Raw genomic sequence first — 24,794 nt, forward strand, 5'->3', positions numbered from 1 at the left:
ACTTTGGGTTTCACGGTTCGCCCTCATGTTAAAATTGCCGATTCGCCTTGCCCTGGCCTTCCACCTGGTAGGGTTTGCACGTTTTAACGTGCGAACGCGGAACCACGGTGCGCATGAATGCGCACCCTACGTGAATAGCTTCGCCATAACACCTTGAGAATCAAGCCAATGACCCGTGCCGCCGACCTGCAAAAACAGCTAGACCAACGCATCCTGATTCTGGATGGCGCCATGGGCACGATGATTCAGCGTTATGAGTTGCAAGAAGCCGATTATCGCGGCGAACGTTTTGCCAGTTGGCCGAGCGATCTGAAGGGTAACAACGATCTGCTGGTACTGAGCCAGCCACACATCATCCGCGACATCCACCAGGCCTATCTGGATGCCGGTGCCGACATCATTGAAACCAACAGTTTCAACGGCACCCGCATTGCCATGGCCGATTACGGCATGGAAGAACTGGTGTGGGAGATGAATTACGCCTCCGCCAAACTGGTTAAAGACTTGTGCGTGGCGCAGACCGCCAAAACACCGAACAAACCGCGTTATTGCGCGGGCGTGCTGGGGCCAACCAACCGCACCTGTTCCATCTCGCCCGATGTAAACGACCCAGGCTTTCGGAACGTCACTTTTGATGAGCTGGTAGAAAGCTACACCGAAGCCATTGATGGCCTGGTCAAAGGTGGCGCGGACTTGCTGCTGGTCGAAACGGTGTTCGATACCTTGAACGCCAAGGCCGCCGTCTTCGCCATCCACAAATACTTTGATGATCACCCCGAGGCCGAGCGCCTGCCGGTGATGATCTCCGGCACCATTACCGACCAATCTGGCCGCACGCTCACCGGCCAGACCACCGAGGCCTTCTACAACAGCCTGAACCACGCCGATGCGCTGACCTTTGGCCTGAACTGCGCGCTGGGCCCGGATTTGCTGCGCCAGTACGTAGAAGAGATGTCTCGCGTTTCTGCCACCTACGTATCAGTCCACCCCAACGCCGGTTTGCCCAACGCCTTTGGTGGTTACGATCTGGACGCCGCAACCATGGCGACGCAGGTCAAGGAATGGGCCGAGCACGGCCTGGTGAACGTGATCGGTGGCTGCTGCGGCACCACGCCAGAACACATCGCCGCCATCTACGCCGCCGTAAAAGACCTGCCCCCGCGCAAGCTGCCGGAAATTGAAGCCAAGTGTCGCTTGTCTGGCCTGGAGCCATTCAACATTGGCGACAGCGACCTGTTTGTGAATGTGGGCGAGCGTACCAACGTTACCGGCTCCAAAGCCTTTGCCCGGCTGATTCTGAACGGTGATTACGCCACCGCGCTGGACGTCGCCCGTCAGCAGGTGGAAGCGGGCGCGCAAGTGATCGACATCAACATGGACGAGGGCATGCTGGACGCCCATAAAGCCATGGTCACCTTCCTGAACCTGATCGCCGCCGAGCCTGATATCAGCCGCGTGCCGATTATGATCGACTCGTCCAAATGGAGCGTAATCGAAGCGGGCCTGAAGTGCGTGCAGGGCAAGTGCATCGTCAACTCGATCTCCATGAAAGAAGGCGTGGAGCAATTCAAGCACCACGCCCACTTGCTGCGTATGTACGGCGCAGCGGTGATCGTGATGGCATTTGACGAAGTCGGCCAGGCCGATACCTACGCCCGCAAAATCGAGATTTGCGAAAAGAGCTATCGCATTCTGGTGGACGAGATCGGCTTTCCGCCTGAAGACATCATCTTTGACCCGAACATTTTTGCGGTCGCCACCGGCATTGAAGAACACGCCCGCTACGGCCTGGACTTTATCGAGGCCACCGGCTGGATCAAACAGAACCTGCCGCACGCCAAGATTTCTGGCGGCGTGTCTAACGTGTCGTTCTCCTTCCGCGGCAACAACAAGGTGCGCGAGGCGATCCACGCCGTGTTCCTGTACCACGCCATTCAAAAAGGCATGACGATGGGTATCGTCAACGCCGGGGCGCTGGAAGTGTACGAAGAAGTTCCGCAAACCCTGCGTGACGCGATCGAAGACGTGGTGTTGATGCGCGGTGACCAATCCGACCCGCTGGCCAGCACCGAGGCGCTGATCGCGCTGGCGGAGTCCTTCAAGGGCGATGCCAACCAGGCCAAGGGGGAAGACCTGAGCTGGCGCCAGTTGCCATTGCAGGAGCGCATCACCCACGCGCTGGTCAAAGGCATTACCACGTTTATTGTTGAAGACACCGAAGAAGCCCGCCAGAACGCCGAGCGCCCGATCCATGTGATTGAAGGCCCGCTCATGAACGGCATGAACCATGTGGGTGATCTGTTCGGCGCGGGCAAGATGTTCTTGCCGCAAGTGGTGAAGTCCGCCCGCGTGATGAAAGCTGCGGTGGCCCACCTCGAACCCTTCATCGAGGAAGAAAAAATTGCCATGGGCCTGCAAGACGCGCCGGCCAAGGGCAATATCGTGATGGCAACGGTCAAGGGCGACGTCCATGACATCGGCAAGAACATCGTCGGCGTGGTGCTGCGCTGTAACAACTACAAAGTCACTGACCTGGGCGTGATGGTGCCCGCGCAGAAAATTCTGGATACCGCCAAAGAAATCGGTGCGGATATGATCGGCCTGTCTGGCCTGATCACCCCCAGCCTGGAAGAAATGGCGCACGTGGCCAAAGAAATGCAACGCCAGGGCTTTACCCTGCCGCTGCTGATTGGCGGCGCCACCACCTCCAAAGTGCATACCGCCGTGAAGATTGAGCCGGGCTACCCGGCAGGCAATGTGGTGTACGTGCCGGATGCGTCGCGTGCCGTGGGCGTGTGTTCCAACTTGTTAAGTGACGATCTCAAGCCCGCGTTTGTGGACAAACTGCGCGCGGAATACGAGAACATCCGTACCATCCACGCCAATAAAGATCGCACCAAGTTCTTGCCGATCTCCACCGCCCGCGCCAATGGTTTTGCCCCGGCCACCGGTTTTGACTGGGCCGCGTACACCCCGCCCAAACCGAACAAACTGGGCGTGATGAAGTTTGAAAACGTGCCGCTGGAAGACATCGCACCGTATATCGACTGGAGCCCGTTCTTCAACGCGTGGGAGCTGTTCGGCAAGTACCCGAAGATTCTGCAAGACGAAGTAGTCGGCGAATCCGCCCGCGCCCTGTTTGCCGATGCGCAAGCCATGCTCAAGCAACTCATCGCTGGCAAATGGATTTCCGCCAACGGCGTGGTCGGGCTGTTCCCCGCCAACAGCGTGCATGGCGAAGACATCGAAATCTATGACCCGGCGTCTGGTAACACGCTGATGACCTGGCACAACCTGCGCCAGCAAAATGTGAAAGCCGCAGGCAAGCCCAACTGGTGTCTGGCCGACTTTATCGCCCCCAAAGACAGTGGCAAAACCGACTACATTGGCGCCTTTGCCGTCACCGGCGGCATTGGCATTGACCCACACGTGAAAGCGTTTGAAGACGCCAACGACGACTACAGCGCCATCATGGTCAAAGCGCTGGCTGACCGCTTTGCCGAAGGCTTTGCCGAATACATGCACGAAAAAGTGCGCAAAGAACTCTGGGGCTACGCCGCCGACGAACACCTGAACGTGGACGAACTGACGGACGAAAAATACACCGGCATCCGCCCCGCCCCCGGCTACCCCGCCTGCCCGGACCACACTGCCAAAACCGGCCTGTTTGAAATCCTGGACGCCACATCCATCGGCATGCAACTCACCGAAGGCTACGCCATGCTGCCTACGGCGGCGGTAAGCGGCTTCTACTTCAGCCACCCGCAATCGCAGTATTTTGCGGTCGGGAAAGTGAACAAGGATCAAGTGGAGGAATACGCGCAACGGCGTGGGGTGACGGTGGAACAGGCGGAGCGGGATTTGGCGCCGAATTTGGGTTATAACGCGTAAAACGCCGTGTAAAACAAAGGCTGTCCGGCATACATTTCTAGCTGCACGGCTTGGGCACTTCCTCCCCATGCCGTCTCCCGGCTTAACCGGATATCTGACAGTTTTTAGTCACCGGGGTTGGTGAAATTGATCTGGAGAATAGCGATGAGCCCTGAGTTTCTGCTGACATCTCTGGTTATTGTTGCGTCCCCAGGCACCGGGGTTCTCGTCACACTTTCTGCCGGTCTTACCCGCGGGGCCAAGGCTGCCATCGTCGCCGCGTTTGGTTGCACCCTCGGGATTGTGCCGCACATGCTGGCCGCCATTACCGGGCTCGCGGCGCTGCTGCATACCAGCGCAGTCGCTTTCGAAACCGTGAAATATGCTGGCGTGGCCTATCTGCTGTACATGGCCTGGATGACTTTGAAGGAACATGGCACCTTGAAAGTTGATACCGACAACACCCCGCGCTCCAGCATGGAGGTCATCTGGTCTGCCATTCTGGTTAATCTGCTCAACCCCAAGTTATCCATCTTCTTCTTTGCCTTCCTGCCGCAATTTGTCGGCAGCAACGAAGCCCATCCCTTGCCCGGCATGATCCAGTTGTCGCTGGTCTTCATGGCGATGACGTTTGTTGTATTCAGTATTTACGGCGTATTTGCCGCTGCTGTTCGCGACCACATCATTTCACGGCCCAAGGTGCTGACCTGGATGCGCAGAACCTTCGCTGCGGCCTTTGTGGGTCTGGGGCTCAAGCTTGCGTTGACTGAGCGCTAACCTGCCGAGCGAAGGGGGAAACTTGTGGGTATTTTCTTATGGGATGGCTACGTGGCCGGCTTTGTTCGCTCAGCCAGCAACTTGAACCGCTTGCCGTCAAATTCATAAAAATACGTGCCATTACCCCTTTCGTTTCGAGCGCCATGCACTACCAGCAAACGGCTGTTTGTTTTGAATTCCAGCGGCTGCTGAATATTTATATCCCAACAACAGACCGTAAACGGTAGCCAGATTACCGAGCCGGTTTTCGCATCGATTGCGGCGGTCATCTGACAAGAAGCGCCGCAGCCCCAGGAAGCCAACACGTAATGCCCGGCAAAGTTGGGCTTACTGTGTCCGGCTTCCCGTAACCGGGACGCGTAACGACGGCTCTGGGCGTCGGCCAGTTGCACTTGAGCGGGCTTGTTCGGGGGAATTACCGTTACCGAATAATCTGCAAAACCCGGAATGATTTGGGCACTCGCGACAGTAACGTGCAGCAGGTAGCACAGAACGGCGGAAATCAGCGGGCGCATATGATTTTTTAATACCAATGGTGGGTTTGCCAGAATGCTTTCGCATTTGAGGCTGAATGGTAACGGCCCATGATGTAATGAATACCGCCTTGACATTCTTCAACCGGGTTGCCAAATGAATTTGCACCGTGCGGGTTGAGATCGTACTGCGCCTGTAACAACTGGAATAATCCGCGTGCGGAGGACGCAGAGTTATGAGCGTTGACCACCCCACCGGACACCTGCGCCATGATCCACAGCAGATCGTTATATTCAGCAGCTGAAACCCCCTCTAGCCGCATCGCTTCACGCAAGGCCTCTTGCGATTCGTAGGGTACGGTTAGCGGACTTTTCTCTGACCACTGACTTTTACGGTGTTTAATCTGGCGGTGGTTGTGGGCGTGTTTTGAACTCATTTCGAATCGGTCAGGAAGATTGAAAAGGTGCTCCACCGTACCGCCTGACTAGCTGTAATTCAATCCCGTCAAATTTTGGGAATTTGCGCTCACGTATGGTCGATTGGGGCCGCTTATGCCTTGGGTAACAATACAACCCGCTCACATCTATCTGTTAATCACCGCTTGAATCAGGAAATTTTCGGGTAAGATACGCCGCTCAAATAATCAGCAACTGGCGGGCTGGTGCGTTAGCGCATCTCTACGTTCGCCCGGTGCGCTTTCTGCCTATAAACCGGATTCAAGACTAATGAAAAAACTGTTGTCGGTTGCTCTGCTGGCTTGCACTGCGCAAGCCATGGCTTCTACTTTGTCCACTCCGGTATTACTGGAATCGCCGATCGCTTACGCGCCGGGTGCCAGCGTTGTGGAACAGGTCAAGCAAGAATGCAAAATTGAAAACATGCTGGAAAGCCACATCGGCCCAACGCTGGGCAAGCTCAATGGCACTGGCGTGGGTACGGCAGCCAGCGCGGCAGATGCCAAGGGTGCGTCGGTGCTGCGCGTGCAGATTACTTATGTAATGGGCGTGGGCGGCGGTGCGTGGTCTGGCCCCAAGAGCATCTCGGTAAAGGCTGAGTTGCTGGACCAAGGCAAGGTAACGCGCCAGACCAACATTAACCGCTGGACTACCGGTGGCATGTTCGGCGGCTTCAAAGGCACGTGTTCCATTCTGGACCGCAGCGCGACAGCAATTGCCAAGGATCTGGGCCGCTGGGTGAGCGACCCCAGCTATCAAATCAAGGAAGAACCAACACCCAAGGGTGTTGACGCTTCCGGCACAGAAACTGCTGCCAGGTAATTAGCCTCGTTTTAGCGGGATCGCAGGCGGGCGCTACAAGATAAAAGCCCGCCTGGCGCTGGATCAGCCTATAGTCATCTGGCGAGATGCTCCCGTTGTTTTGTACGGCGGGCTAGCTGCAGGAATCAACCTGTAACCGCATCACCAGCCGCCAGATCGGCTGGGCTGCCAGGAGAACTACCATGGCCAAAGGTCAAATTCGCGGTAACAAAGAAGTCAAAAAACCGAAAAAGGACCGCACCCCGCTAGCACCTCCGGGCACTTTCATGCCCAAAGTAGAACCCGCCAAAGGCAAGTAATTGCGCGGAGTTTGCTTCAATAAAAACCGGCCATGCGCCGGTTTTTTGCTGGATGTTATTCACCGGTTAACGCGCGCAATCCGCCGTAGTCACCGCCTGCAAGACCTCTGCCGTTTTGCTGTTCTGCACATAAGCCACCACCCGGACGATCTTGCCCGTGGCAGGCGGTAGCGAAAGCGTAGTCTGGATTGAGGCACCTTGATCACTCAGTGCAATTGGGGGGCTCAGCACTCGCGTTACGTGCGCATGGTTTAGCGTGACCCCACCGTTTTCCCCCGCCTGCACATGCGAGACCAGATTGCCCTCAGTCACCGCCAGCCGCAGTTGCAGTGGCTCTGTTGGTTTGGCGGTTTTGATGGCAGAAACCACGGTATGCACGCTGAGTTGATTATTGCCCAGTGCCTGCACCTGCAATTGCACACTGGCTGGCGCGCTTTGGCTAAAGGTTTGCCCAAACACCGCATCGAGCTTGCTGCGCCAATCCAGATACGGCGTGCCATTCACAAAGAAGTGCGGCGTGTACACCACGTGGCCGCCGGTGACATCCACCATCCAGCTTTGCAGATCACCAAACTCAGGCTGTGCGAACGGATCACGCCAGCCCAGGTTATCCCAATAGTTAACATGCAATGCCAGCGGGATAACTTGCTGAGCGCTGTTGCTGGCCATGGGTGCATTGCCGAGCGTATTCAAACGCTGATCGGCAGGAGGGCAATCGGAACAGCCTTCGGAGGTAAACAACTGCACCAAAGCGGCCCGATGCGGACTGCTTTGGGCGGTACACGCAACGGCGGCAGCCAGTGCTTGCATGGGTGCTAACGCCGCCAGCAGCAGCACCAGCGTGGCGCTCAAGGTTTTGAAAATAGCGTTGGAACGGGAAGGGCAAGACGCGCGCATGTTGGACCTCTTTGCATGAAAGCATGACCGATTAGTCGCGCGCGCCTGCTCTTTATGACAATCGGCCGGATCAACGCACCGTGGCGCGATGCCCGACCGGCACCACGGTCTGGCCAATGGGCGCCAGCGCAATTACCGCCAGTTTCAAATGCTGAATGCCAAACGGAATGCCGATGATGGTAATAAAGTTAACCAGCGCGGCAGTGACGTGGCCAATGGCCAGCCACCAGCCAAAAAACAGAAACCACAACACGTTGCCGATAAAGCCCAACGGCCCGGTGCCTACATCGTGAAACCCGTTCACATGCCTGCGGCTCACGGCTTCTTTGCCAAACGGCCAGAACGCAAAACTGCCAATCACAAAGCAAGAACGGCCCCAAGGAATACCAATAATGGTGACAAAAGCGATCAGCCCCGCCAGCCACCAGCCCAGGCCCATCCAGAACCCGCCCAGTACAAACCACAACACGTTGCCGATGAAGCGCATGACCCGTTTCCCCTTTGCTGTTTTTCTGGTGATGAACGACAAACCTGCATCATAGCGGGGTTGTGGAAATTTGCAGTTTGGGACGCCACAAATGGCAGAAAGTACCACCGTAGCCCGGATTCATAATCCGGGATGGCCGTGTGTGACCCGCCACTGGGCGCACGACATCCAGGCATTGCTCCCGGATTGTGAATCCGGGCTACAGGCTCTCGATTCACTCTACACCCTTGATCCGACACAACTATTTCTCGGTTTCGGTCAAAACCGCCATCCGGTACAATGCGCGCTCTGGCGACGTTGTGATCGCCCATTTATGCGGACCCAAGTATGTTGCGACTGACTGAAATCAAGCTGCCGTTGAACCACACCCCAGAAGAATTGCCCGCCGCAATTCTGAAAAAACTGGGCGTTCCGGCTGGCGATGTGAACGGCTTTACCATCTTTTTGCGCAGCTACGATGCGCGCAAAAAGCACAATATCCTGCTGACCTACACGCTGGATGTGGACGTCAAAAACGAAGCGGCGCTGCTCAAGCGCTTTCATGACGACCGCCATGTAGGCCCAACCCCCGATACCGAATACAAATACGTCGCCCAAGCTCCTGCTGGCCTGAGCAAGCGCCCCATCGTCATTGGCACCGGCCCCTGTGGCCTGTTTGCCGGGCTGATCCTGGCGCAAATGGGTTTCAAGCCGATCATTCTGGAACGCGGCAAGGCCGTGCGTGAACGCACCAAAGACACCTGGGGCCTGTGGCGCAAACGGGAACTGAACCCGGAATCCAACGTGCAGTTTGGCGAAGGCGGCGCGGGTACATTCTCGGACGGCAAGTTGTACAGCCAGATCAAAGATCCCAAGCATTACGGCGAGAAGGTGCTCAAGGAGTTCGTACTGGCCGGTGCGCCGGAAGAAATCCTCTACGTGAGCAAGCCGCACATTGGTACGTTCCGGCTGGTAGGCATGGTGGAAACCATGCGCGAGACCATCACCAAGCTCGGCGGTGAAGTGCGCTTTTCCAGCAAGGTAGAAACACTGCAGCTGGAAAACGGCCAGGTGACTGGCGTAACGCTGGCCAGCGGCGAACATATAGAGGCCGACCATGTGGTGCTGGCGATTGGCCACAGCGCACGCGATACCTTCCAGATGCTGCACGAACAGGGCGTGTTTATGGAGGCCAAGCCGTTCTCGATTGGCTTCCGCATCGAGCACCCGCAATCGCTGATCGACAACGCCCGCTTTGGCCCAAATGCCGGGCACCCGATTCTGGGCGCGGCGGATTACAAGCTGGTGCACCACGCCAGCAACGGGCGTTCGGTGTACAGCTTCTGTATGTGCCCGGGCGGCACCGTGGTAGCGGCAACGTCCGAGCCTGGTCGCGTGGTCACCAACGGCATGAGCCAGTACTCGCGTAACGAACGCAATGCCAACGCGGGCATCGTGGTCGGCATCTCACCCGAAGTGGATTACCCGCAACATGTGCTGGCCGGCGTGGATTTTCAGCGCAAATGGGAATCCCGCGCGTTTGAGCTGGGCGGCGGTACCTACAGCGCGCCAGGCCAGTTGGTGGGCGATTTCATCGCAGGCCAGGCTTCGACTGAGTTCGGCTCAGTGCAACCGTCGTACACGCCCGGCGTGCATCTGACTGACTTGGCGACTGCATTGCCGGACTTTGCCATTAGCGCGATTCGCGAAGCACTGCCCGCGTTCGACAAGACCATCAAAGGTTTTGGCATGCACGATGCGGTGCTGACTGGCGTGGAAACGCGCACCTCGTCGCCTGTTCGCATCAAGCGCGACAACGAGACGCTGCAAAGCATCAACACCAAGGGTTTATTCCCGGCCGGTGAAGGTGCTGGCTATGCGGGCGGGATTTTGTCGGCAGGCGTGGATGGCATCAAGATTGCCGAAGCGGTGGCCTTGAGCATCATGCAAAGCCGCAAATAAGCCGTTAAACGTAGGGCAAACAAAAAGCCGCATTCCTTAAAGGATGGCGGCTTTTTGCTTTTGTAGCCCGGATGGAGCCGCCGGCGGGAATCCGGGGCCGCCATGCACAGATGAGATGCATTTCTGATCTAGCCAACATCGCGCCCTGGATTCTCGCTAACGCTTCATCCGGGCTACGGGTCTATTGTTTATGTGTTGGCGATAATTGCATGGTGGATTGCCTGGCGGCGAATCCACCCTACGAATTACACCCGCAGCAGCGCAATCTTCAGCGGCGGGTTGCCATCCAGCGTCGGGAAGTCGGCTTCAGGCGTGATCCATTCCATATCGCGAATTTCGCGGCCGGCTTTTTTGGCACTGCGTTGCAGTTGGTCAAACCAGTCTTGCCGATCCACCGAGGCCACGTTGTTGGTACAAATCAGCGTGCCGCCTTCTGCGGTGGCCAACAGCGCCGGTTTGAAGAGCGCGGAGTAGTCGTTCACCAGATCGACCACGCCAAAGATGCTCTTGGAGTAACGCGGCGGGTCGAGCACCACCAGATCAAACTGTTGTTTCTCCAGCTTGGGGAACGGTGGCAGGCGCTTGCCACGCACTACGCGTGGCTGGCCCAGACCGGAATACTGGCGCAATGCGGCGAAGGCATCGCTTTCAACATAGCGCAGCGTGTGACCGAGGTGATTCAGGCGTGAGTTCTCTTTACCGACCAGCAAACTGGATTCGGCAAAGTCCACATTCACTACCTGCTTGGCACCGGCTTTGGCGGCGGCAATACCCACGCCGCAGGTGTAAGCAAACAGGTTCAGCACGGTTTTGCCAGCGGCTTCTTGCATCACACGGCGGCGACCAGCGCGCAGATCAAGGAACAGCCACGGATCTTGTCCAGCGTGGCGCGCCTGAATGCGGTAAGTCACGCCCAGTTCTTGCGCTTCACGCGGCTCGAAGGCGGCGTCCATTTGTTCATTGGACAGCTTGTTGGCAATGCGCGAGTTCGGCTGGCTGCGGTCGTTGTAAATGATGTCGAAGCCAGGAAAGCTGCGATGGTAAAACGTCTCAAGCTCGGTCAGTTGTTCGGCGGTCAGCGGCTCGTGAAAGCTCTGCACCAACAACAGATTGCCGTATCGATCCACCGTCAAACCCGCTACGCCTTCTACGCTGCCATGAAACATGCGGTAGGCATCGGTTTGTTCTGCGTGTAACCGGGCAACCAGTTCGGAGCGGGCCGTCAGGGCGGCGGAAAGCAGGTCGGTAAAGGAAGATGTCATGCGGTAAGCCGTGGGCGAGTGAAAGAAGTCCAGCAACGCGCCAGACTTTGCTGACAACGCGCGAACCGGGCATTTTAACAGGGATCGCTCGCACAAACTGGTTTGATGGACCACGCTGGTCGCATGTTTCGCAATAAAAACCGGTATTTATGTGCAATTGTTGGTCAGATATGCGGCAGGCGCTACGTCGGCAGAGGCGCAAATATCCGGCCTGATCCTGTTACCATTCTTTCTTTTGCCCAGCGCAGATCACCATGCAAACTTTTGAAGTCGAAATTTCCACCGAATACATCGCCCTGTGTGATGTGCTGAAAATCACCGGTCTGGTCGATAGCGGCGGCGCGGGCAAAGCCATGGTGGCCAGTGGCATCGTTATGGTTAACGGCGTGCAGGAACTGCGCAAAACCAACAAGATTCGCCCCGGCATGCAGGTGCAGGTAGAAGACCAGGTGTTGATCCAGGTCGTCGCTGCACCCGCAGAAGAGTAATGCTTGATCGTCATCAATATCCGGCGCCGTGCGTACTCGTAATCCCGACTGGGCATTGTGCACAACGCGTGCCACATTAAAAAAAGCCCCGCCTACGACCCAAGTAGCCGGGGTTTTCACCTTGAACGGAACCCTGTTTTGGAAACATCTCAACCACAAGAAGGCCTCAAGCGCGGGCTGAAAAACCGGCATATCCAGCTCATTGCGCTGGGTGGCGCCATTGGCACCGGTTTGTTCCTCGGTTCGGCCAGCGTACTCAAAGCCGCCGGTCCTTCCATGATTCTGGGCTACGCCATTGGCGGCTTTATTGCGTTTCTGATCATGCGCCAGTTGGGCGAGATGGTGGCGCAAGAGCCCGTGGCCGGTACCTTCAGCCACTTTGCGTATAAATACTGGGGAGATTTCCCCGGCTTTTTGTCGGGCTGGAATTACTGGGTGTTGTACGTGCTGGTGAGCATGGCCGAGCTGACCGCCGTGGGTGAGTACATTCAGTACTGGTATCCCGGCGTGCCCACCTGGGTTTCTGCGCTGGTGTTCTTTGTGGCGATCAACGCCATCAACCTTGCTAACGTGAAGTTGTTCGGTGAAATGGAATTCTGGTTTGCCATCATCAAGGTGGTGGCGGTGATCGGCATGATCGTATTTGGCGGTTATCTGCTGCTGAGCGGCCACGGTGGCCCGCAAGCGTCGTTCTCCAATTTGTGGAACGACGGCGGGTTCTTTCCGCATGGCTTTGGCGGCTTGTTCATGATGTTGGCGGTGATCATGTTCTCGTTTGGCGGACTGGAGTTGATCGGCATTACCGCTGCTGAGGCCGATGATCCGCGCAAGAGCATTCCCAAAGCGGTGAATCAGGTGATCTACCGGATTCTGATTTTCTACATCGGCGCGCTCACCGTGTTGTTGTCGCTGTATCCGTGGAGCAAGGTCGCCGCGGGCGGCAGCCCGTTTGTGATGATCTTTTCGCAGATCGGCTCGGGGCTGACGGCCAATATCCTGAACATCGTGGTGCTCACCGCCGCATTGTCGGTCTACAACAGCGGCGTGTATGCCAATAGCCGCATGCTGTATGGCCTGGCTGAGCAAGGCAATGCGCCAAAAGCGCTGCTGAAAGTGAACAAGCGCGGCGTGCCGACGCTGGCGATTGGTTTGTCAGCGCTGGCGACCTTTGCCTGCGTCATTGTTAATTATGTAATCCCGAAAGAAGCGCTGGGTGTGCTGATGGCGCTGGTTGTCGCCGCGCTGGTCATCAACTGGGCCATGATCAGCCTGACACACTTCAAGTTCCGCCAGGCCATGGTCGCCAAGGGCGAAGAAATCGCCTTCAAGTCATTCTGGTATCCGCTCACCAACTGGATTTGCCTGGTCTTCATGCTGATGATTCTGGGCATTTTGTTGTTCACGCCCGGGCTGGATGTGTCGGTGTATCTGGTGCCACTGTGGTTGCTGTTGTTGTGGGGTGGCTATGCCTGGAAAAAACGTGTGGCGAGGCAGGCCGTAGTTTGACCGCGCAGCGCTCAATGGCTTGAGTCATCTCCGCCAATTGACTGGTAAAGGGTTAACGTCAAAAGCGTTAACCCTTTATTTTTTGCCGTATTTCATTGTGGCGGGGCCTATACGACCACCCTTCACCCCGGGAACGCTGATACTGATTGACTCCCCGACGGCATGACCTATGCATAACTTTGGGTTGGTTTATAAGCCGCGATGTCACAAAGCACCAATCCAGCCCAATCCCAACTCCAGTCCATGCATTTCGAGGAAAAAAAACATGAAAAAGCTTCTTCTTCACACCACGTTGACTGCGGCTCTTGCCCTTGGCTGCGCCATGTTCGCCAGCAACGCGGTGGCCGACAGCAATATGCCGGCAACCGATACCAGTTCCACACCGGCCCCGTCGCTGGCCAAGCAAGTGAAGGCAGCACTGGCAGATCCGGCTTTGGGCGCCAAGAAAATCAAGGTCAGCAACAAAAAGGGTGTGATCACTCTGAGCGGTACGGTCCCCACCAAAGCACAGGCAGACCAGATTGTTGATGCCGCCGGCAAAGTGGCTGGCGTGAAAAGCGTGGTCAACCATATCGATACGCAGGATTCACTGGCTGGTCAGGTCAAAATGGCCTTGGGTAAAGATGCCAGCCTGCATGCGTTTAATCTGAAAACTCACGAGAAAGACGGTGTAGTGACCATTTCCGGTTCGGTTGAAGAACAGGTTGAGTCGGATAAAGCAGTCACTATCGCCAAAGGCGTACCGGGCGTGACCAGCGTGGTCAATCACATCAATGTGATGCAAACCAACTGAGTCGGCCACATCTGCAAGATCAGGAAGCGGCTCTGCGGGGCCGCTTCTTTTTTGCCTGCCAGACAGGCGTGGCCCTGCCGATACGGTGGCGCTCTGCTAGCATCTGCAGACTTTTAGCCACTCTCATCTGTTTTTCATGCTCAAACACGGCACGCTGGTTATCTGGCAAGACGCACAAGGCTTCGGGTTTATCGAAACACCCGAACGCGCCCGCTATTTCCTGCATATCAAGAGCATCAAACGTACCGGTAACGGGCGCCCGCAAGTTGGCGATGAGGTGATCTTTGCACCGGGTAAAGATGCGCAAGGTCGGCCAGTGGCGAGCGCCGCGACGATCGGCACCAGCAGGCCAGGTCGGCTGCCGCCCGCGCGCTCGCGCCCGGTCCGATCAGAAAAGCGCCCCAGTTGGAGCTGGCTCGATTTGCTCGCAGTTAGCGGTTTGCTGATTTTGGGAGCAGTCTGCTTGCGCTGGCCGCATGGCATGCAGCTGTTGCAAATCATGGCGGCGCTGAGTGGACTAAGCCTGGTGTTATATGCCATCGACAAGCATCAGGCCCGCCGTAGCGGCAGACGGATTGCGGAGCGCACTTTGCAAGTATTGGCGCTAGCAGGGGGCTGGCCAGGCGCCTGGCTGGCGCAGCGGCTGTTTAACCACAAAAGCGTAAAGACCTCTTTCCGGCTGGTTTTTGCCATCGCGGTCGTGTTGCAGGTCGGATCGGTCGTCGGCATGGGCTTAATGCCGCATTGACGCGGCCTGGCGCGCTTTTTCTGCAGCGCTTATCAAGCGAGCCGAGGTCGCGATTGTCATTTTTGTTGGCCGAAATCCGGCAGTTGTCATGAAAACGCAATGATCTCTTCATACATTTCCGCCTGAGTCGGAAAATATCGCGCCGCGCGCGGTGCTTGCCGATCTGATTTCAACTGCTCCCAATCCGGTTAACAAGGAAAAAGAAATGAACAAACTGCTCGCACGCACTCTTATCGCCACCGCTCTGGCCCTGGGCACTTCCCTGGTTTCCACCGGCGCCATCGCCGCTGACGCACCAGCAGCTGCTCCGGTTTCCGACGAAGCGCTGGCCGCTGCTGTTAAATCGGCTCTGGATGCTGATCCAGAGCTGAAAGCATTCAACCTGGTTGTTGCTTCCAAGAAAGCGGAAGTCTCGATCGACGGTACTGTTGATCACGGCGTGCAAATGGCCCAAGCCGGCCAGATCGCCGAAAAAGTACCTGGCGTGAAATACGTCATCAACAACATCACACCAAAAGACTAAGTATCAGGTCTAAAGCAGCTGCTGCACCAAACACAACGCCCGGCCGGGTTAATCGGTCGGGCGTTTTTATTTGTGCCAGGAGCGCGCCAGCGGTTCAGCTGTGTTCTTTGAGCGTGAGCCACACGCGCAAGTCGAACTCAAGCTGGTGATAATCCGGCTGCATATGGCAGCACAGCTGGTAAAACGCCTTGTTGTGGTCCTTTTCTTTCAGGTGCGCCAGTTCGTGCACCACGATCATGTTCAGAAACTCGGGCGGTGTTTCACGAAACAAGGTGGCAACGCGGATTTCATTTTTGCGCTTGAGCTTGCTGCCCTGCACGCGCGACGTAAACGTATTGGTGCCCAGCGTGCCGCCAATCAGATCAAGCTGGTTGTCGTACTGCACGCGCGACAGCACCGGCGCGTTTTTCAGGTAGCGCTGTTTCAGGTCAGTGACATAGTCGTACAGCGCTTTGTCGGTCTGGATGTCATTGCGATCCGGGTAGCGTTGCTGCAGCCACGGCCCCAGCTCGCCGTTGCTCAACAGCGTGGCAACGCGTTCTTGCAGATGCGGCGGATAGGCCGCCAGGTAGCGTAATTCGGTCATCCGCTCATTGTAACGCGGTGCTTTGCCTGCTGCTTAGGCGCTCGCCGATGCGGGCTCTGGTTTGCTCACCATGCGCGCCCGGCGCCAGCCGCCAAACTTGTAGTACAACAGCGCCAGCACCAGCGACACCACTGAGCCCACCGGAAAACTCCACCAGATTGCCTCCGCGCCGTAAAGCTTGCTCATGAATGAGGCAAACGGCAGCCGGGTAAGCCACATCGAGATGATGAGAATAATCAGCGGTGGCACCACTGCACCGGTCGCCCGCACCGTGGCAAACAGCACGATGGTTACGCCAAACAGGATGAATGACCAGGACACGGTCAGATCAATATGCCGGGCGATGGCCAGCGCGTGGGCGTCATCTGGCAAAAACAGACCCAGCACCAGCCTGTCCAGCAGCAACAGTACGGCGACCAGCACGCCAGTCATCAAAAAATTGAATAGCACCCCGACGCGGGTAATGCGCGAGACGCGATCCCACAGCCCCGCGCCCACGTTCTGCGCCACCATAGACGACACCCCGGCTCCCAGCGCCAGTGCAGGCATCTGGATGTAGTTCCACAACTGCGAGGCCACGCCATAGGCGGCGGTCGTGGTCGAGCCGTGCTGGTTGACCAGGCTGATCATGACGATGGCGGATGAGGCAATCACCAGCATCTGTAAACCCATCGGCAAGCCTTTGAACACCAGCGAACGCAGAATGGCCAGATCGGGTTTGAGGTAATGCAGTTCGTGTTTGCCCAACAGCAGAAAGTAATGGCGGCGCTTCAAGTGCCAGAGCATGGCAAACAGACTGAAACTCTGCGCGATCAGCGTGGCTGTGGCCGAACCAGCAATGCCCATGGCCGGAAATGGCCCCCAGCCAAACATCAACACCGGGTTAAGCGCAACGTCGATCACCGCCGACAACAACATAAACCAGAATGGAGTGCGTGAATCGCCGGTACCACGCAGCGTCATCATCATCACGTTGTACAGATACATGAACGGCACGGCGATAAAGATCACCCGCAGATAAGACACTGCATACGGCCGGGCATCCGTTGGCGTGCCCATAGCATCCAGGATGTGCGGGGTAAAGATATAACCTGCCAGCGCCAGCAGCACTGACACCGCAATAAAGAACACCGCGCTGGTACCGACCACACGCTTGGCCTGATCAATATTGCGTGCGCCGACCGCCTGCCCGACCAGAATGGTGTTGGCCATCGATAAACCAAACACAACGCCCAGCAGAAAGAACAGCACGATATTGGCGTTGGAGGTGGCGGTCAGCGCCGCTTCCCCAAGGTAATGGCCGACCCACATCGAGTTGATCGAGGCATTGAGCGACTGCAGCACATTGCTGCCCAGCACCGGTAGCGAGAAAAAAAACAGCGTGCGCGCCACCGGCCCCGTGGTCAGGTTCATGCGGGATTTGCTCATGGGCGACGGGCCACTTTTATGTGATGATCAAAGGTCATCGAATATTGGCTGGTTTGAGCGCGAACGCAAACACTTTATGACGACATCCCCGCCACCCGCGCCCGCCGCCGAACCCTGGTTTGTCTATTTGCTGGAGTGCCGCAATGGCGCGCTGTATACCGGCATCACCAATGATGTCGCTGCCCGCTACGCCGCTCACGCCAGCGGTAAGGGCGCGCGTTACACCCGGGCCAATCCGCCAGTGCGGCTGGCCGCTGTGATCAGCCATCCGGATCGGGTCAGCGCCGCCAAGGCTGAATACGCCATCAAGCAACTCACGCCTGCCGCCAAACGCGCCTTGTGCCTGCAGCATCCGGCGCCCGCGTTCGTCGCCTTGCCGGATTAACCCTCAGTCTCTCGCGCCACGCGGCACAGGGCGTCGTAACAGGCGGGATCAATCGCCGGGCCCACGCTGCCTTGCATGATCTTCAGGGTTTCTTCAATCGACATGGCCGGGTGATACGGGCGCTCAGCGCTAATGGCGTCAAAGATATCGGCGGTGGTGATGATGCGGGTTTCAATGCTGATGGCGTCGCCCTTCAGGCCACGTGGATAACCCGTGCCATCCAGCCGTTCATGATGCGCGCCAGCCAGCGAGGCCAGTTCGCTGAACGAGGTAATGCGCGACAGAATCGCCTCGGTATAACTGGCGTGCATCTTCACCGCTTCCCATTCTGCGGCATCAAGCTTGCCGGGTTTGTCCAGAATGGAATTACTGACGCCCAGCTTGCCAACATCGTGCAGCAACGCCGCCCGCCGTAACCAGCGGCGGCGCGGTTCCGGGATTTGCATCGCCGCCGCAATGGCATCGGTATACAAGCCGACGCGCTGGCTGTGCCCGGCGGTGAACGGACTTTTGGAGTCAACCACCTCGCCAAAGGCTTCGGCGATGTCGTCCAGATAATCTTCATCTACCGGTACGGCAAACTGGGCGGGTTCCAGCGCCAGCACGGCTTTGCCGATTTGATCGGACTCCAGCATTTTCCAGAACGCGGCATCTTTGGCCACCGACTCAAATGCGGAACACAATTCCGGATCAAACCATTTGCCATTGCGTTTGCGCACTTCACGCAGCGCCGCCGTGCGGCCGCTAGAAAAATGAAATACGTCGATGACCTGCGCCAGCAGCGCCACGCGTGAAGCCAGCGGAATGGCATCGCCCACCAATTGACCGGGGCGACCCGAGCCATCCCAATGTTCATCCAGCGAACGAATGCCGTTGGCCACCTGATCATTAAAACGCAAGCGCTTGGCAATGCTGGCTCCGCGATCACAGCGAGTCTGGATCAGCTCTTGCGACATCTCGCCGCCATTCTTGAGCACGTTCAGAATGGCTTGCAGCCGAGCACTCCAACGCGCGTTCTTGCCGGTGTGTGAGAACACAAAGCCCAGAATCTGCGGCAAGCCAGGACCAACCAGTTTGAAGCTTTGTTTAAAGCCCAGATCGTCGGTGAGATACAGCTCGCAAATGCGCGCGGCGTTGCTGCTGCAGCCCAGGTCTTTCAGCAGCAGCGTGTAATAGAGATCCCATTGTTCGCGCTCACTCACACCCAGCGTCCGGGCGACGTTCAAGCCGATCCAGCAGCAGCGGATGCAATGCCCCTCGGGCTGGCCTTCGGTGATATCGAGTGCATAACTCAAGGATGCCATCAGATCAGCCAGCTTGAGCTCGGCCACCGGGATCGTGGGCGGAGAAAGGACGAACTGATCGTTCATGGCAAGGGCTCCGGTAGCGGGAATGTACTGAACATCTTTTTTGTCAGCTTATACACTTGTCATGATGTGGTTGGCAGCAAAAACCCGTTTTTTACTTACAGACAGACCGGCGGTTACGCCGCCAACCCTGGTAAACCAGCGGTTATGCGCGGTGCCTGCAAGAAATCCTTTATAATTCATGGCTATCCCAACGACATTCGAGATTATGGAATGTCTGACCGACCGGCGCCGGCTGCCGGTCTTGTCGTTTAAAGAGATCGCTGTGAACACCATCCCCGAAATTCGCCCCGGCCAGTCGGTCGAACTGCTCAAGCAACTGCATATCCTGACCCGCGACGGCAAACTCAACCAGGACAGCCGCCGCAAGCTCAAGCAGATTTACCATCTGTTCAACTTTATCGAGCCGCTGCTCAAAGACGTGCTCGCACAACACGACGATGTAACGCTGGTGGATCACGGCGCGGGCAAGTCGTATCTGGGCTTCATCCTGTACGACCTGTTCTTCAAGGAACGCAGCGGCGGCCATATCTACGGCATCGAAACCCGCGAAGCGCTGGTCAGCGGCTCCCGCGAGCTGGCGCAACGGCTGGCATTTCCACGCATGTCGTTCCTGCATGAATCGGTCGAGCAATCGATGACCTCCACCGCCATGCCCGCTGAAGTGGACGTGGTCACCGCATTGCACGCCTGCGACACCGCCACCGACGACGCCATCAAGTTCGCGCTGCAGAAAAACGCCCGCCATATCGTGCTGGTGCCCTGCTGCCAGGCCGAAGTCGCCGCCACTTTGCGCAAGCTGAAAAACCAGTCCTTCGGCAAAACCGCGCTCTCGGAAATCTGGCGCCACCCGATCCATACCCGTGAATTTGGTAGCCAGATCACCAATGTATTGCGTTGCCTGCTGCTGGAGGCCCACGGCTACCAAGTCACGGTGACCGAACTGGTGGGTTGGGAGCATTCAATGAAGAACGAACTGATCATCGCCAGCAAAACCACCCAACGTCCGCGCAACGCCAGAGAACGATCCGAAGCGATTCTGGATGAGTTGAATCTGGGGGAAATGCGGTATCGGTTTGTGTATTGATTGAGGGTTGAGCGGGGTCGGCAAGTAGTGATGTAGCCCGGATGAAGCGTGCTCTTCTGGGGTACGCCCACAAAGCTCCAGCATATTACATATGACAGTTGCAGCGGGGCAGCGAGAATCCGGGGAACGGTATCGGCAACTTCAAATGTCTGTGGTTCGTTGACGCTTGGTCACCCCGGATTCCCGCTGGCGCTCCATCCGGGCTACGGGGATTGGGTTTGCAAACGGTGGATGCGCACAAAGGCCCCTTGCAAACAGATGGTTTGCTCGGCTTTTGACCTTGGGCCCCGTCGGACGCTAGCGTCCCGGGTCGCCTTTCTTTGGGTTACCTTTCTTTGGCGAAGCAAAGAAAGGTAACGTGCTCCCGGGCACCCCCGGGTATCAAATGTTTTTCGCAAACGTGCCGCAGGCACTAACAAAACGATCTTTTGATATCAGGTTTGAATCCAAACATATAAGGATGCGCGGACTGTCGTTGCGCCCCGCATCCCATTTACCTCACTCCAACCCCTCAACACCCCGCATCACCCCCAACGCATCCGTAAACACTCCGCTCACTCCCCAATTCTTCAACTGTAAAGCCCGCTCCGGCCCATTCACCGTATACGCCAGCAACTGATACCCCGCATCCCGTACCTCAGCCACCCGCTGCGCATTCAGCAAGCGCTGATTGCAATGCAGCGATACCGCTTCCAGCGCCTGCAAGCGCTCGCGCCAGTCGTACTCCCATTCATCGATCAACCACCCCACCGGCAACCACGGCGCTTCCGCCACGGCGGCCTGCAAGGCTTCATACGAGAACGACGATAGCAGCGGCGGCACGGCTTCACCCTGCCAGAGCAACGCGGCGTCTTGCGCCACCAGCCGGCCGGTTTCCAGTTCGCGACCGGGGCAGGGTTTGATTTCTACATTGGCGTGCAAACCATTGCGCACGCAATACAAGCCGATGTCGCTAAATGCCGGGATAGGCGTGCCAACGTAGATCGGGTCTTTCCAGCTGCCCGCATCGATGCCGCTTAATTCGGCAAAGCGCTTGCTCGCCATGGCGCCAAAGCCGTCGCTGGTGCGCTCCAGCGTATCGTCATGCAACAGCACGCAGACGTCGTCCGCGGTGAGTTTGACGTCGAACTCCACTGCACCAAAACCGGTCTCAACGGCTTTGATCATGCCGGCAAGGGTATTTTCCGGTGCAAGATCGCCGCCACCACGGTGGGCAAACAGAAACGGATAAGGCCATGTGCTCATGATCATTCCACGCGCAGCAAAAGAGGGTGAGACGATTATGCCGCACGGATTGTTCCATTGCCGTGTCGGTGCCTTTGCCCGGACTAGCGCTGTGGCGCGTGCCATGCCAAGTTGAACGGGTACGCGGTGTATACTGGCAGGCTTACCCGAAACTGCACTGCCGCCTGTATGGGGCTATGGTTTTTGCCTGATAGCGTGGTTTTGTCATGCTGCGGCAATATGGGTGTCATTCAATATCGCATTTAGTGAGAGCAAAATGAGCAGAACCGTCAACTGCGTCAAATTGGGCCGCGAGGCAGAAGGTCTGGATTTTCCGCCAGTGCCGGGTGATCTGGGCAAGCGTCTGTGGGAAAACGTGTCGAAAGAAGCATGGCAAGCCTGGGTGAAACACCAGACCATGCTGATCAACGAAAACCGTTTGAATCTGGCAGACCCTGGCGCACGCAAGTATCTGCAACAGCAGCTTGAAAACTATTTCTTTGGCTCTGGCGCGGACTCCGTACAGGGTTACGTTCCGCCAGCGCACTAAGCGCACGCGGTATGGATTCGGGCCGCACTAGCGGCCCTTTGTGACTGCCGTTGACGCGGCAAACTGTTTTCAAGCGTACCGCCCCAAGTGTTCCGGCAACGTGTTTTGTCTTGGTGTATTACCGGCTTTACCCGTGTTTACCGAAAGCAAGCCTGCGCCCGGCACACTTTGTGCTGATCCTCTCCACCGCCATGCAGTCAGTCGATGCCATGAACATGAACTATAAACCCGCAGACAACCAGTTGATGCTCAACCGTGAGCTGGGCCTTCTGGAGTTCAACCGCCGCGTGCTTGCACAGGCTGAGGACCAGGCCAATCCGCTGCTGGAACGCCTCAAGTTTCTGTGTATTGTGTCTTCCAACCTCGACGAGTTTTTCGAGGTGCGCATGGCGTGGCTCAAAGAGAACATGAAGCTCTCCGCCACCCGGCTCTTGCCGGAAGGCGTCACGCCGCTGCAGGCGTTTGAATCCATCACTCGCGAATGCCACGATCTGGTAGAGCGCCAGTACCGCGTGTTTGGTGACGTGTTGCTGCCCGCGCTGGCCGCTGAAGGCATCCAGTTCTTCCGCCGCACGTTGTGGACTGATGCGCAGCGAGAATGGGTGCGCGATTTCTTCTTCCGTGAACTGATGCCGGTGCTCACACCCATCGGGCTCGATCCATCGCATCCGTTCCCGCGCGTGCTGAACAAGTCGCTCAACTTTATCGTCGAACTGGAAGGGCGCGATGCGTTTGGCCGCAATTCCGGCATCGCCATTGTGCAAGCGCCGCGCATTTTGCCGCGCTTTGTGAAAATCCCGTCTGAAGTATGCGGCGTGGATCACGGCTTTGTGTTCCTGTCGTCCATCCTGCATGCGCATGTGGATGAGCTATTCGCCGGCATGCAGGCCAAGGGTTGCTATCAGTTCCGGGTTACGCGTGATTCGGACGTGTCGGTCGATAACGACGAAGACGTCAAAGATCTGCGCGCGGCGCTGGAAGGCGAGTTGTCGCAACGTCCGTTTGGCAGCGCAGTACGTCTCGAAGTCGCTGACAACTGCCCGCTGCAACTGCAGGACTTCCTCAAAGAGCAGTTCCGCCTGGAAGACGTGGACGTCTATCGCGTCAACGGCCCGGTGAATCTGGTGCGCCTGATGCAGGTACCCGATCAGGTCGATCGACCGGACCTCAAGTTCGAGCCGTTCATGCCGGGCACCCCGGTGGAGTTGCGCAAGCAGTCCGATCTGTTTGCCGCCATCCGCCACGGCGACGTGTTGCTGCACCATCCGTACCAAAGCTTCACGCCGGTGATCGACCTACTGCAGCAAGCAGCGCTGGACCCGGGTGTCGTTGCCATCAAAATGACCGTGTATCGCACCGGTTCAGACTCCGCCTTGATGGATGCGCTGGTTGAAGCCGCCCGCCGCGGTAAAGAAGTGACCGCCGTGGTTGAGTTGATGGCGCGCTTTGACGAAGAAGCCAATATCAACTGGGCGGCCAAACTGGAACGCGCCGGCGCGCACGTCGTATACGGCGTCTATGGCTACAAGACCCACGCCAAGATGCTGCTGATCGTGCGCCGCGAAGAAGGCAAACTGCGCCGCTACGCCCACGTTGGCACCGGCAACTACCATCCGCGTACCGCCAAGCTGTATACCGACTTTGGCCTGATGACGGCCAATGAAGAAATCACCAGCGACGTGAACGATGTGTTCATGCAGCTCACGGGCCTTGGCTTGGCTGGCGATCACTATCAGCTGTGGCAAGCGCCGTTCACGCTGCAACCAAACATCCTCAAAGCCATTGACCGCGAAATTTCCCACGCGCGGCTGGGTCGCAAGGCCGTGTTGATTGCCAAGATGAACGCGTTGCTGGAACCGACCATCATCGAGAAGCTCTACGAAGCCTCGCAGGCTGGCGTCACCGTTCACTTGATCGTGCGTGGCGTGTGCGCGCTGCGTCCGGGGATTCCAGGCATCTCGGAAAACATCCGCGTGCGTTCGATTGTCGGGCGCTTCCTGGAACATCATCGCGTGTTCTACTACTACAACGATGGCCAGGAAGATTTGTATCTTTCGTCCGCCGACTGGATGGGCCGCAACCTGTTCCGCCGTATCGAAATCGCCTTCCCGATCCTCGACCCCAAGATCAAGCGTCGGGTGATTCGTGAAAGCCTGCGCCCGTACTTGGTCGATAACGTTCAGGCCTGGGAAATGCAATCGGACGGTCGCTATCGTCGCAAGACGTCCCGCGCCGCCAAACCGCGCTCCGCCCAGGCGGGCCTGCTGGCTGATATGGCGGCCAAGCAGCGCAATTGAGTACGCAAGGATCAAGTATGGATTTGATTTTGTGGCGGCATGCCGAGGCCGAAGATGGCTCACCTGACCTCAAACGCGCACTCACGCGCCATGGTCAGGAGCAAGCCCGGCAGATGGCGCGGTGGTTGACGCCGCGCCTGGCCAAACAATCGGTACGCATCTTCGCCAGCGAGGCCTTGCGGGCCCAGCAAACGGCTGCGGCGCTATCCAGTGACTTTCTGGTAGATGCCCGACTGAACCCGGATGTACGCGGCCCGGCAGATTATCTGGATGTGACTGGCTGGCCAGCCGGTAACGAAGGCGACATCACCGTTATCGTGGCCCATCAGCCTACTATTGGCCGCTTGGCTGGCCTGTTGCTGACCGGCCTGGATCAGGACTTGTCGACCCGCAAAGGCGCAATCTGGTGGATTCAGCGGCGCGTGCGTGGCGGTGCGGTTCAATATTGCTTGCGGGCAACCTTGTCACCGGATTTGCTGGAAAGCTAAGCGCATTTAACGCCCATGAAAAAGGCCACCTGCAGGTGGC

General features: G+C 57.4%; 23 protein-coding genes. 14 read left to right on the top strand and 9 right to left on the bottom strand.

Annotated features, from left to right (window positions below; translation table 11 throughout):
* Positions 1–168: 168 nt before the first annotated feature.
* Both metH and P4L78_RS20035 read left to right on the top strand, forming a co-directional pair.
* Positions 169–3,891 carry a methionine synthase gene (gene metH, locus P4L78_RS20030; protein ID WP_309330253.1) on the top strand — a complete coding sequence of 1,241 codons (3,723 nt, stop codon included), beginning with the start codon at positions 169–171 and terminating at the stop codon, positions 3,889–3,891.
* Between the two features lie 144 nt (positions 3,892–4,035).
* Positions 4,036–4,647, top strand: a complete 612-nt coding sequence (locus P4L78_RS20035) for a LysE family translocator (protein WP_309330255.1) — start codon at positions 4,036–4,038, stop codon at positions 4,645–4,647.
* A 47-nt stretch (positions 4,648–4,694) separates the two neighbouring features.
* Here P4L78_RS20035 and P4L78_RS20040 read toward each other — a convergent pair whose 3' ends face one another.
* Both P4L78_RS20040 and P4L78_RS20045 read right to left on the bottom strand, forming a co-directional pair.
* Complete coding sequence (locus tag P4L78_RS20040; RefSeq protein ID WP_309330257.1) at positions 4,695–5,180, bottom strand: hypothetical protein; 486 nt, start codon at positions 5,178–5,180, stop codon at positions 4,695–4,697.
* Positions 5,171–5,557, bottom strand: a complete 387-nt coding sequence (locus tag P4L78_RS20045; protein WP_309330259.1) for a hypothetical protein — start codon at positions 5,555–5,557, stop codon at positions 5,171–5,173. Before P4L78_RS20045 ends, P4L78_RS20040 begins: the two co-directional genes overlap by 10 nt.
* 289 nt (positions 5,558–5,846) lie before the next feature.
* On the opposite strand from P4L78_RS20045, the gene P4L78_RS20050 reads away from it, so the two are divergent.
* Complete coding sequence (locus tag P4L78_RS20050) at positions 5,847–6,398, top strand: hypothetical protein (RefSeq protein WP_283151277.1); 552 nt, start codon at positions 5,847–5,849, stop codon at positions 6,396–6,398.
* A gap of 365 nt (positions 6,399–6,763) precedes the next feature.
* Here the strand turns inward: P4L78_RS20050 and P4L78_RS20055 are convergent, their stop codons facing one another.
* Together P4L78_RS20055 and P4L78_RS20060 are read right to left on the bottom strand one after the other, a co-directional pair.
* Positions 6,764–7,594 (bottom strand): DUF1223 domain-containing protein, encoded by an 831-nt coding sequence (locus P4L78_RS20055; protein WP_309330261.1) that lies wholly within the window; start codon positions 7,592–7,594, stop codon positions 6,764–6,766.
* Positions 7,595–7,664: 70 nt separating this feature from the next.
* The gene (locus P4L78_RS20060; RefSeq protein ID WP_283151279.1) at positions 7,665–8,081 is read right to left on the bottom strand and encodes a YccF domain-containing protein; all 417 of its coding nucleotides are present in this window, start codon (positions 8,079–8,081) and stop codon (positions 7,665–7,667) included.
* 327 nt (positions 8,082–8,408) lie between these two features.
* Between P4L78_RS20060 and P4L78_RS20065 the strand changes: the two genes are divergently transcribed.
* Positions 8,409–10,022 (top strand): NAD(P)/FAD-dependent oxidoreductase, encoded by a 1,614-nt coding sequence (locus tag P4L78_RS20065; RefSeq protein ID WP_309330263.1) that lies wholly within the window; start codon positions 8,409–8,411, stop codon positions 10,020–10,022.
* Positions 10,023–10,267: 245 nt separating this feature from the next.
* Here P4L78_RS20065 and P4L78_RS20070 read toward each other — a convergent pair whose 3' ends face one another.
* Positions 10,268–11,284: a class I SAM-dependent methyltransferase gene (locus P4L78_RS20070; RefSeq protein ID WP_309330265.1), complete on the bottom strand. Its 1,017-nt coding sequence runs from the start codon at positions 11,282–11,284 to the stop codon at positions 10,268–10,270.
* 254 nt (positions 11,285–11,538) lie between these two features.
* Here P4L78_RS20070 and P4L78_RS20075 point away from each other — a divergent pair, with 254 nt between their 5' ends.
* From P4L78_RS20075 to P4L78_RS20095, 5 genes are all read left to right on the top strand, one after another.
* Positions 11,539–11,772 carry an RNA-binding S4 domain-containing protein gene (locus tag P4L78_RS20075; protein WP_309330267.1) on the top strand — a complete coding sequence of 78 codons (234 nt, stop codon included), beginning with the start codon at positions 11,539–11,541 and terminating at the stop codon, positions 11,770–11,772.
* A 138-nt stretch (positions 11,773–11,910) separates the two neighbouring features.
* Positions 11,911–13,278, top strand: a complete 1,368-nt coding sequence (locus tag P4L78_RS20080; RefSeq protein WP_309330269.1) for an amino acid permease — start codon at positions 11,911–11,913, stop codon at positions 13,276–13,278.
* A 265-nt stretch (positions 13,279–13,543) separates the two neighbouring features.
* Positions 13,544–14,071 carry a BON domain-containing protein gene (locus P4L78_RS20085; RefSeq protein ID WP_283151284.1) on the top strand — a complete coding sequence of 176 codons (528 nt, stop codon included), beginning with the start codon at positions 13,544–13,546 and terminating at the stop codon, positions 14,069–14,071.
* 136 nt (positions 14,072–14,207) lie between these two features.
* Positions 14,208–14,819: a DUF1294 domain-containing protein gene (locus P4L78_RS20090; protein ID WP_309330271.1), complete on the top strand. Its 612-nt coding sequence runs from the start codon at positions 14,208–14,210 to the stop codon at positions 14,817–14,819.
* Between the two features lie 205 nt (positions 14,820–15,024).
* Entirely contained in the window at positions 15,025–15,342 is a 318-nt protein-coding gene (locus P4L78_RS20095) for a BON domain-containing protein (protein WP_309330273.1), read from the top strand.
* Between the two features lie 94 nt (positions 15,343–15,436).
* On the opposite strand, the gene P4L78_RS20100 is transcribed toward P4L78_RS20095, so the two are convergent.
* The gene (locus tag P4L78_RS20100; RefSeq protein ID WP_283151287.1) at positions 15,437–15,928 is read right to left on the bottom strand and encodes a M48 family metallopeptidase; all 492 of its coding nucleotides are present in this window, start codon (positions 15,926–15,928) and stop codon (positions 15,437–15,439) included.
* Positions 15,929–15,961: 33 nt separating this feature from the next.
* Positions 15,962–17,356, bottom strand: coding sequence for an MATE family efflux transporter (locus P4L78_RS20105; protein ID WP_309330275.1), 1,395 nt, complete (start codon positions 17,354–17,356; stop codon positions 15,962–15,964).
* A gap of 76 nt (positions 17,357–17,432) precedes the next feature.
* On the opposite strand from P4L78_RS20105, the gene P4L78_RS20110 reads away from it, so the two are divergent.
* The gene (locus tag P4L78_RS20110) at positions 17,433–17,741 is read left to right on the top strand and encodes a GIY-YIG nuclease family protein (RefSeq protein ID WP_309330277.1); all 309 of its coding nucleotides are present in this window, start codon (positions 17,433–17,435) and stop codon (positions 17,739–17,741) included.
* On the opposite strand, the gene P4L78_RS20115 is transcribed toward P4L78_RS20110, so the two are convergent.
* Positions 17,738–19,111: an HD-GYP domain-containing protein gene (locus P4L78_RS20115; RefSeq protein ID WP_283151290.1), complete on the bottom strand. Its 1,374-nt coding sequence runs from the start codon at positions 19,109–19,111 to the stop codon at positions 17,738–17,740. The two genes, P4L78_RS20110 and P4L78_RS20115, sit on opposite strands and share 4 nt — an antisense overlap.
* A gap of 262 nt (positions 19,112–19,373) precedes the next feature.
* Here P4L78_RS20115 and P4L78_RS20120 point away from each other — a divergent pair, with 262 nt between their 5' ends.
* Positions 19,374–20,195, top strand: coding sequence for an SAM-dependent methyltransferase (locus tag P4L78_RS20120; RefSeq protein ID WP_283151424.1), 822 nt, complete (start codon positions 19,374–19,376; stop codon positions 20,193–20,195).
* A gap of 498 nt (positions 20,196–20,693) precedes the next feature.
* Here P4L78_RS20120 and ugpQ read toward each other — a convergent pair whose 3' ends face one another.
* Complete coding sequence (gene ugpQ, locus P4L78_RS20125; protein ID WP_309330280.1) at positions 20,694–21,440, bottom strand: glycerophosphodiester phosphodiesterase; 747 nt, start codon at positions 21,438–21,440, stop codon at positions 20,694–20,696.
* Between the two features lie 256 nt (positions 21,441–21,696).
* Between ugpQ and P4L78_RS20130 the strand changes: the two genes are divergently transcribed.
* The 3 genes from P4L78_RS20130 to P4L78_RS20140 all read left to right on the top strand — a co-directional run bounded on the left by P4L78_RS20130 (position 21,697) and on the right by P4L78_RS20140 (position 24,754).
* Positions 21,697–21,969 carry an oxidative damage protection protein gene (locus tag P4L78_RS20130; protein WP_283151292.1) on the top strand — a complete coding sequence of 91 codons (273 nt, stop codon included), beginning with the start codon at positions 21,697–21,699 and terminating at the stop codon, positions 21,967–21,969.
* A gap of 215 nt (positions 21,970–22,184) precedes the next feature.
* Positions 22,185–24,266, top strand: a complete 2,082-nt coding sequence (gene ppk1, locus P4L78_RS20135; protein WP_390901580.1) for a polyphosphate kinase 1 — start codon at positions 22,185–22,187, stop codon at positions 24,264–24,266.
* A 17-nt stretch (positions 24,267–24,283) separates the two neighbouring features.
* The gene (locus P4L78_RS20140; RefSeq protein ID WP_283151293.1) at positions 24,284–24,754 is read left to right on the top strand and encodes a histidine phosphatase family protein; all 471 of its coding nucleotides are present in this window, start codon (positions 24,284–24,286) and stop codon (positions 24,752–24,754) included.
* Positions 24,755–24,794: the final 40 nt, after the last annotated feature.

The organism is Silvimonas sp. (assembly GCF_031291215.1).
Classification (GTDB): Bacteria; Pseudomonadota; Gammaproteobacteria; order Burkholderiales; family Chitinibacteraceae; genus Silvimonas; species Silvimonas soli.

What these genes read in the sequence shown, in the direction of transcription:
- metH (WP_309330253.1), top strand. Translation starts at nt 169, where the DNA reads ATGACCCGTGCCGCCGACCTGCAAAAACAGCTAGACCAACGCATCCTG.
- P4L78_RS20035 (WP_309330255.1), top strand. Translation starts at nt 4,036, where the DNA reads ATGAGCCCTGAGTTTCTGCTGACATCTCTGGTTATTGTTGCGTCCCCA.
- P4L78_RS20045 (WP_309330259.1), bottom strand. Translation starts at nt 5,557, where the DNA reads ATGAGTTCAAAACACGCCCACAACCACCGCCAGATTAAACACCGTAAA.
- P4L78_RS20050 (WP_283151277.1), top strand. Translation starts at nt 5,847, where the DNA reads ATGAAAAAACTGTTGTCGGTTGCTCTGCTGGCTTGCACTGCGCAAGCC.
- P4L78_RS20055 (WP_309330261.1), bottom strand. Translation starts at nt 7,594, where the DNA reads ATGCGCGCGTCTTGCCCTTCCCGTTCCAACGCTATTTTCAAAACCTTG.
- P4L78_RS20060 (WP_283151279.1), bottom strand. Translation starts at nt 8,081, where the DNA reads ATGCGCTTCATCGGCAACGTGTTGTGGTTTGTACTGGGCGGGTTCTGG.
- P4L78_RS20065 (WP_309330263.1), top strand. Translation starts at nt 8,409, where the DNA reads ATGTTGCGACTGACTGAAATCAAGCTGCCGTTGAACCACACCCCAGAA.
- P4L78_RS20070 (WP_309330265.1), bottom strand. Translation starts at nt 11,284, where the DNA reads ATGACATCTTCCTTTACCGACCTGCTTTCCGCCGCCCTGACGGCCCGC.
- P4L78_RS20075 (WP_309330267.1), top strand. Translation starts at nt 11,539, where the DNA reads ATGCAAACTTTTGAAGTCGAAATTTCCACCGAATACATCGCCCTGTGT.
- P4L78_RS20085 (WP_283151284.1), top strand. Translation starts at nt 13,544, where the DNA reads ATGAAAAAGCTTCTTCTTCACACCACGTTGACTGCGGCTCTTGCCCTT.
- P4L78_RS20090 (WP_309330271.1), top strand. Translation starts at nt 14,208, where the DNA reads ATGCTCAAACACGGCACGCTGGTTATCTGGCAAGACGCACAAGGCTTC.
- P4L78_RS20095 (WP_309330273.1), top strand. Translation starts at nt 15,025, where the DNA reads ATGAACAAACTGCTCGCACGCACTCTTATCGCCACCGCTCTGGCCCTG.
- P4L78_RS20100 (WP_283151287.1), bottom strand. Translation starts at nt 15,928, where the DNA reads ATGACCGAATTACGCTACCTGGCGGCCTATCCGCCGCATCTGCAAGAA.
- P4L78_RS20105 (WP_309330275.1), bottom strand. Translation starts at nt 17,356, where the DNA reads ATGAGCAAATCCCGCATGAACCTGACCACGGGGCCGGTGGCGCGCACG.
- P4L78_RS20110 (WP_309330277.1), top strand. Translation starts at nt 17,433, where the DNA reads ATGACGACATCCCCGCCACCCGCGCCCGCCGCCGAACCCTGGTTTGTC.
- P4L78_RS20115 (WP_283151290.1), bottom strand. Translation starts at nt 19,111, where the DNA reads ATGAACGATCAGTTCGTCCTTTCTCCGCCCACGATCCCGGTGGCCGAG.
- ugpQ (WP_309330280.1), bottom strand. Translation starts at nt 21,440, where the DNA reads ATGAGCACATGGCCTTATCCGTTTCTGTTTGCCCACCGTGGTGGCGGC.
- P4L78_RS20130 (WP_283151292.1), top strand. Translation starts at nt 21,697, where the DNA reads ATGAGCAGAACCGTCAACTGCGTCAAATTGGGCCGCGAGGCAGAAGGT.
- ppk1 (WP_390901580.1), top strand. Translation starts at nt 22,185, where the DNA reads ATGAACTATAAACCCGCAGACAACCAGTTGATGCTCAACCGTGAGCTG.
- P4L78_RS20140 (WP_283151293.1), top strand. Translation starts at nt 24,284, where the DNA reads ATGGATTTGATTTTGTGGCGGCATGCCGAGGCCGAAGATGGCTCACCT.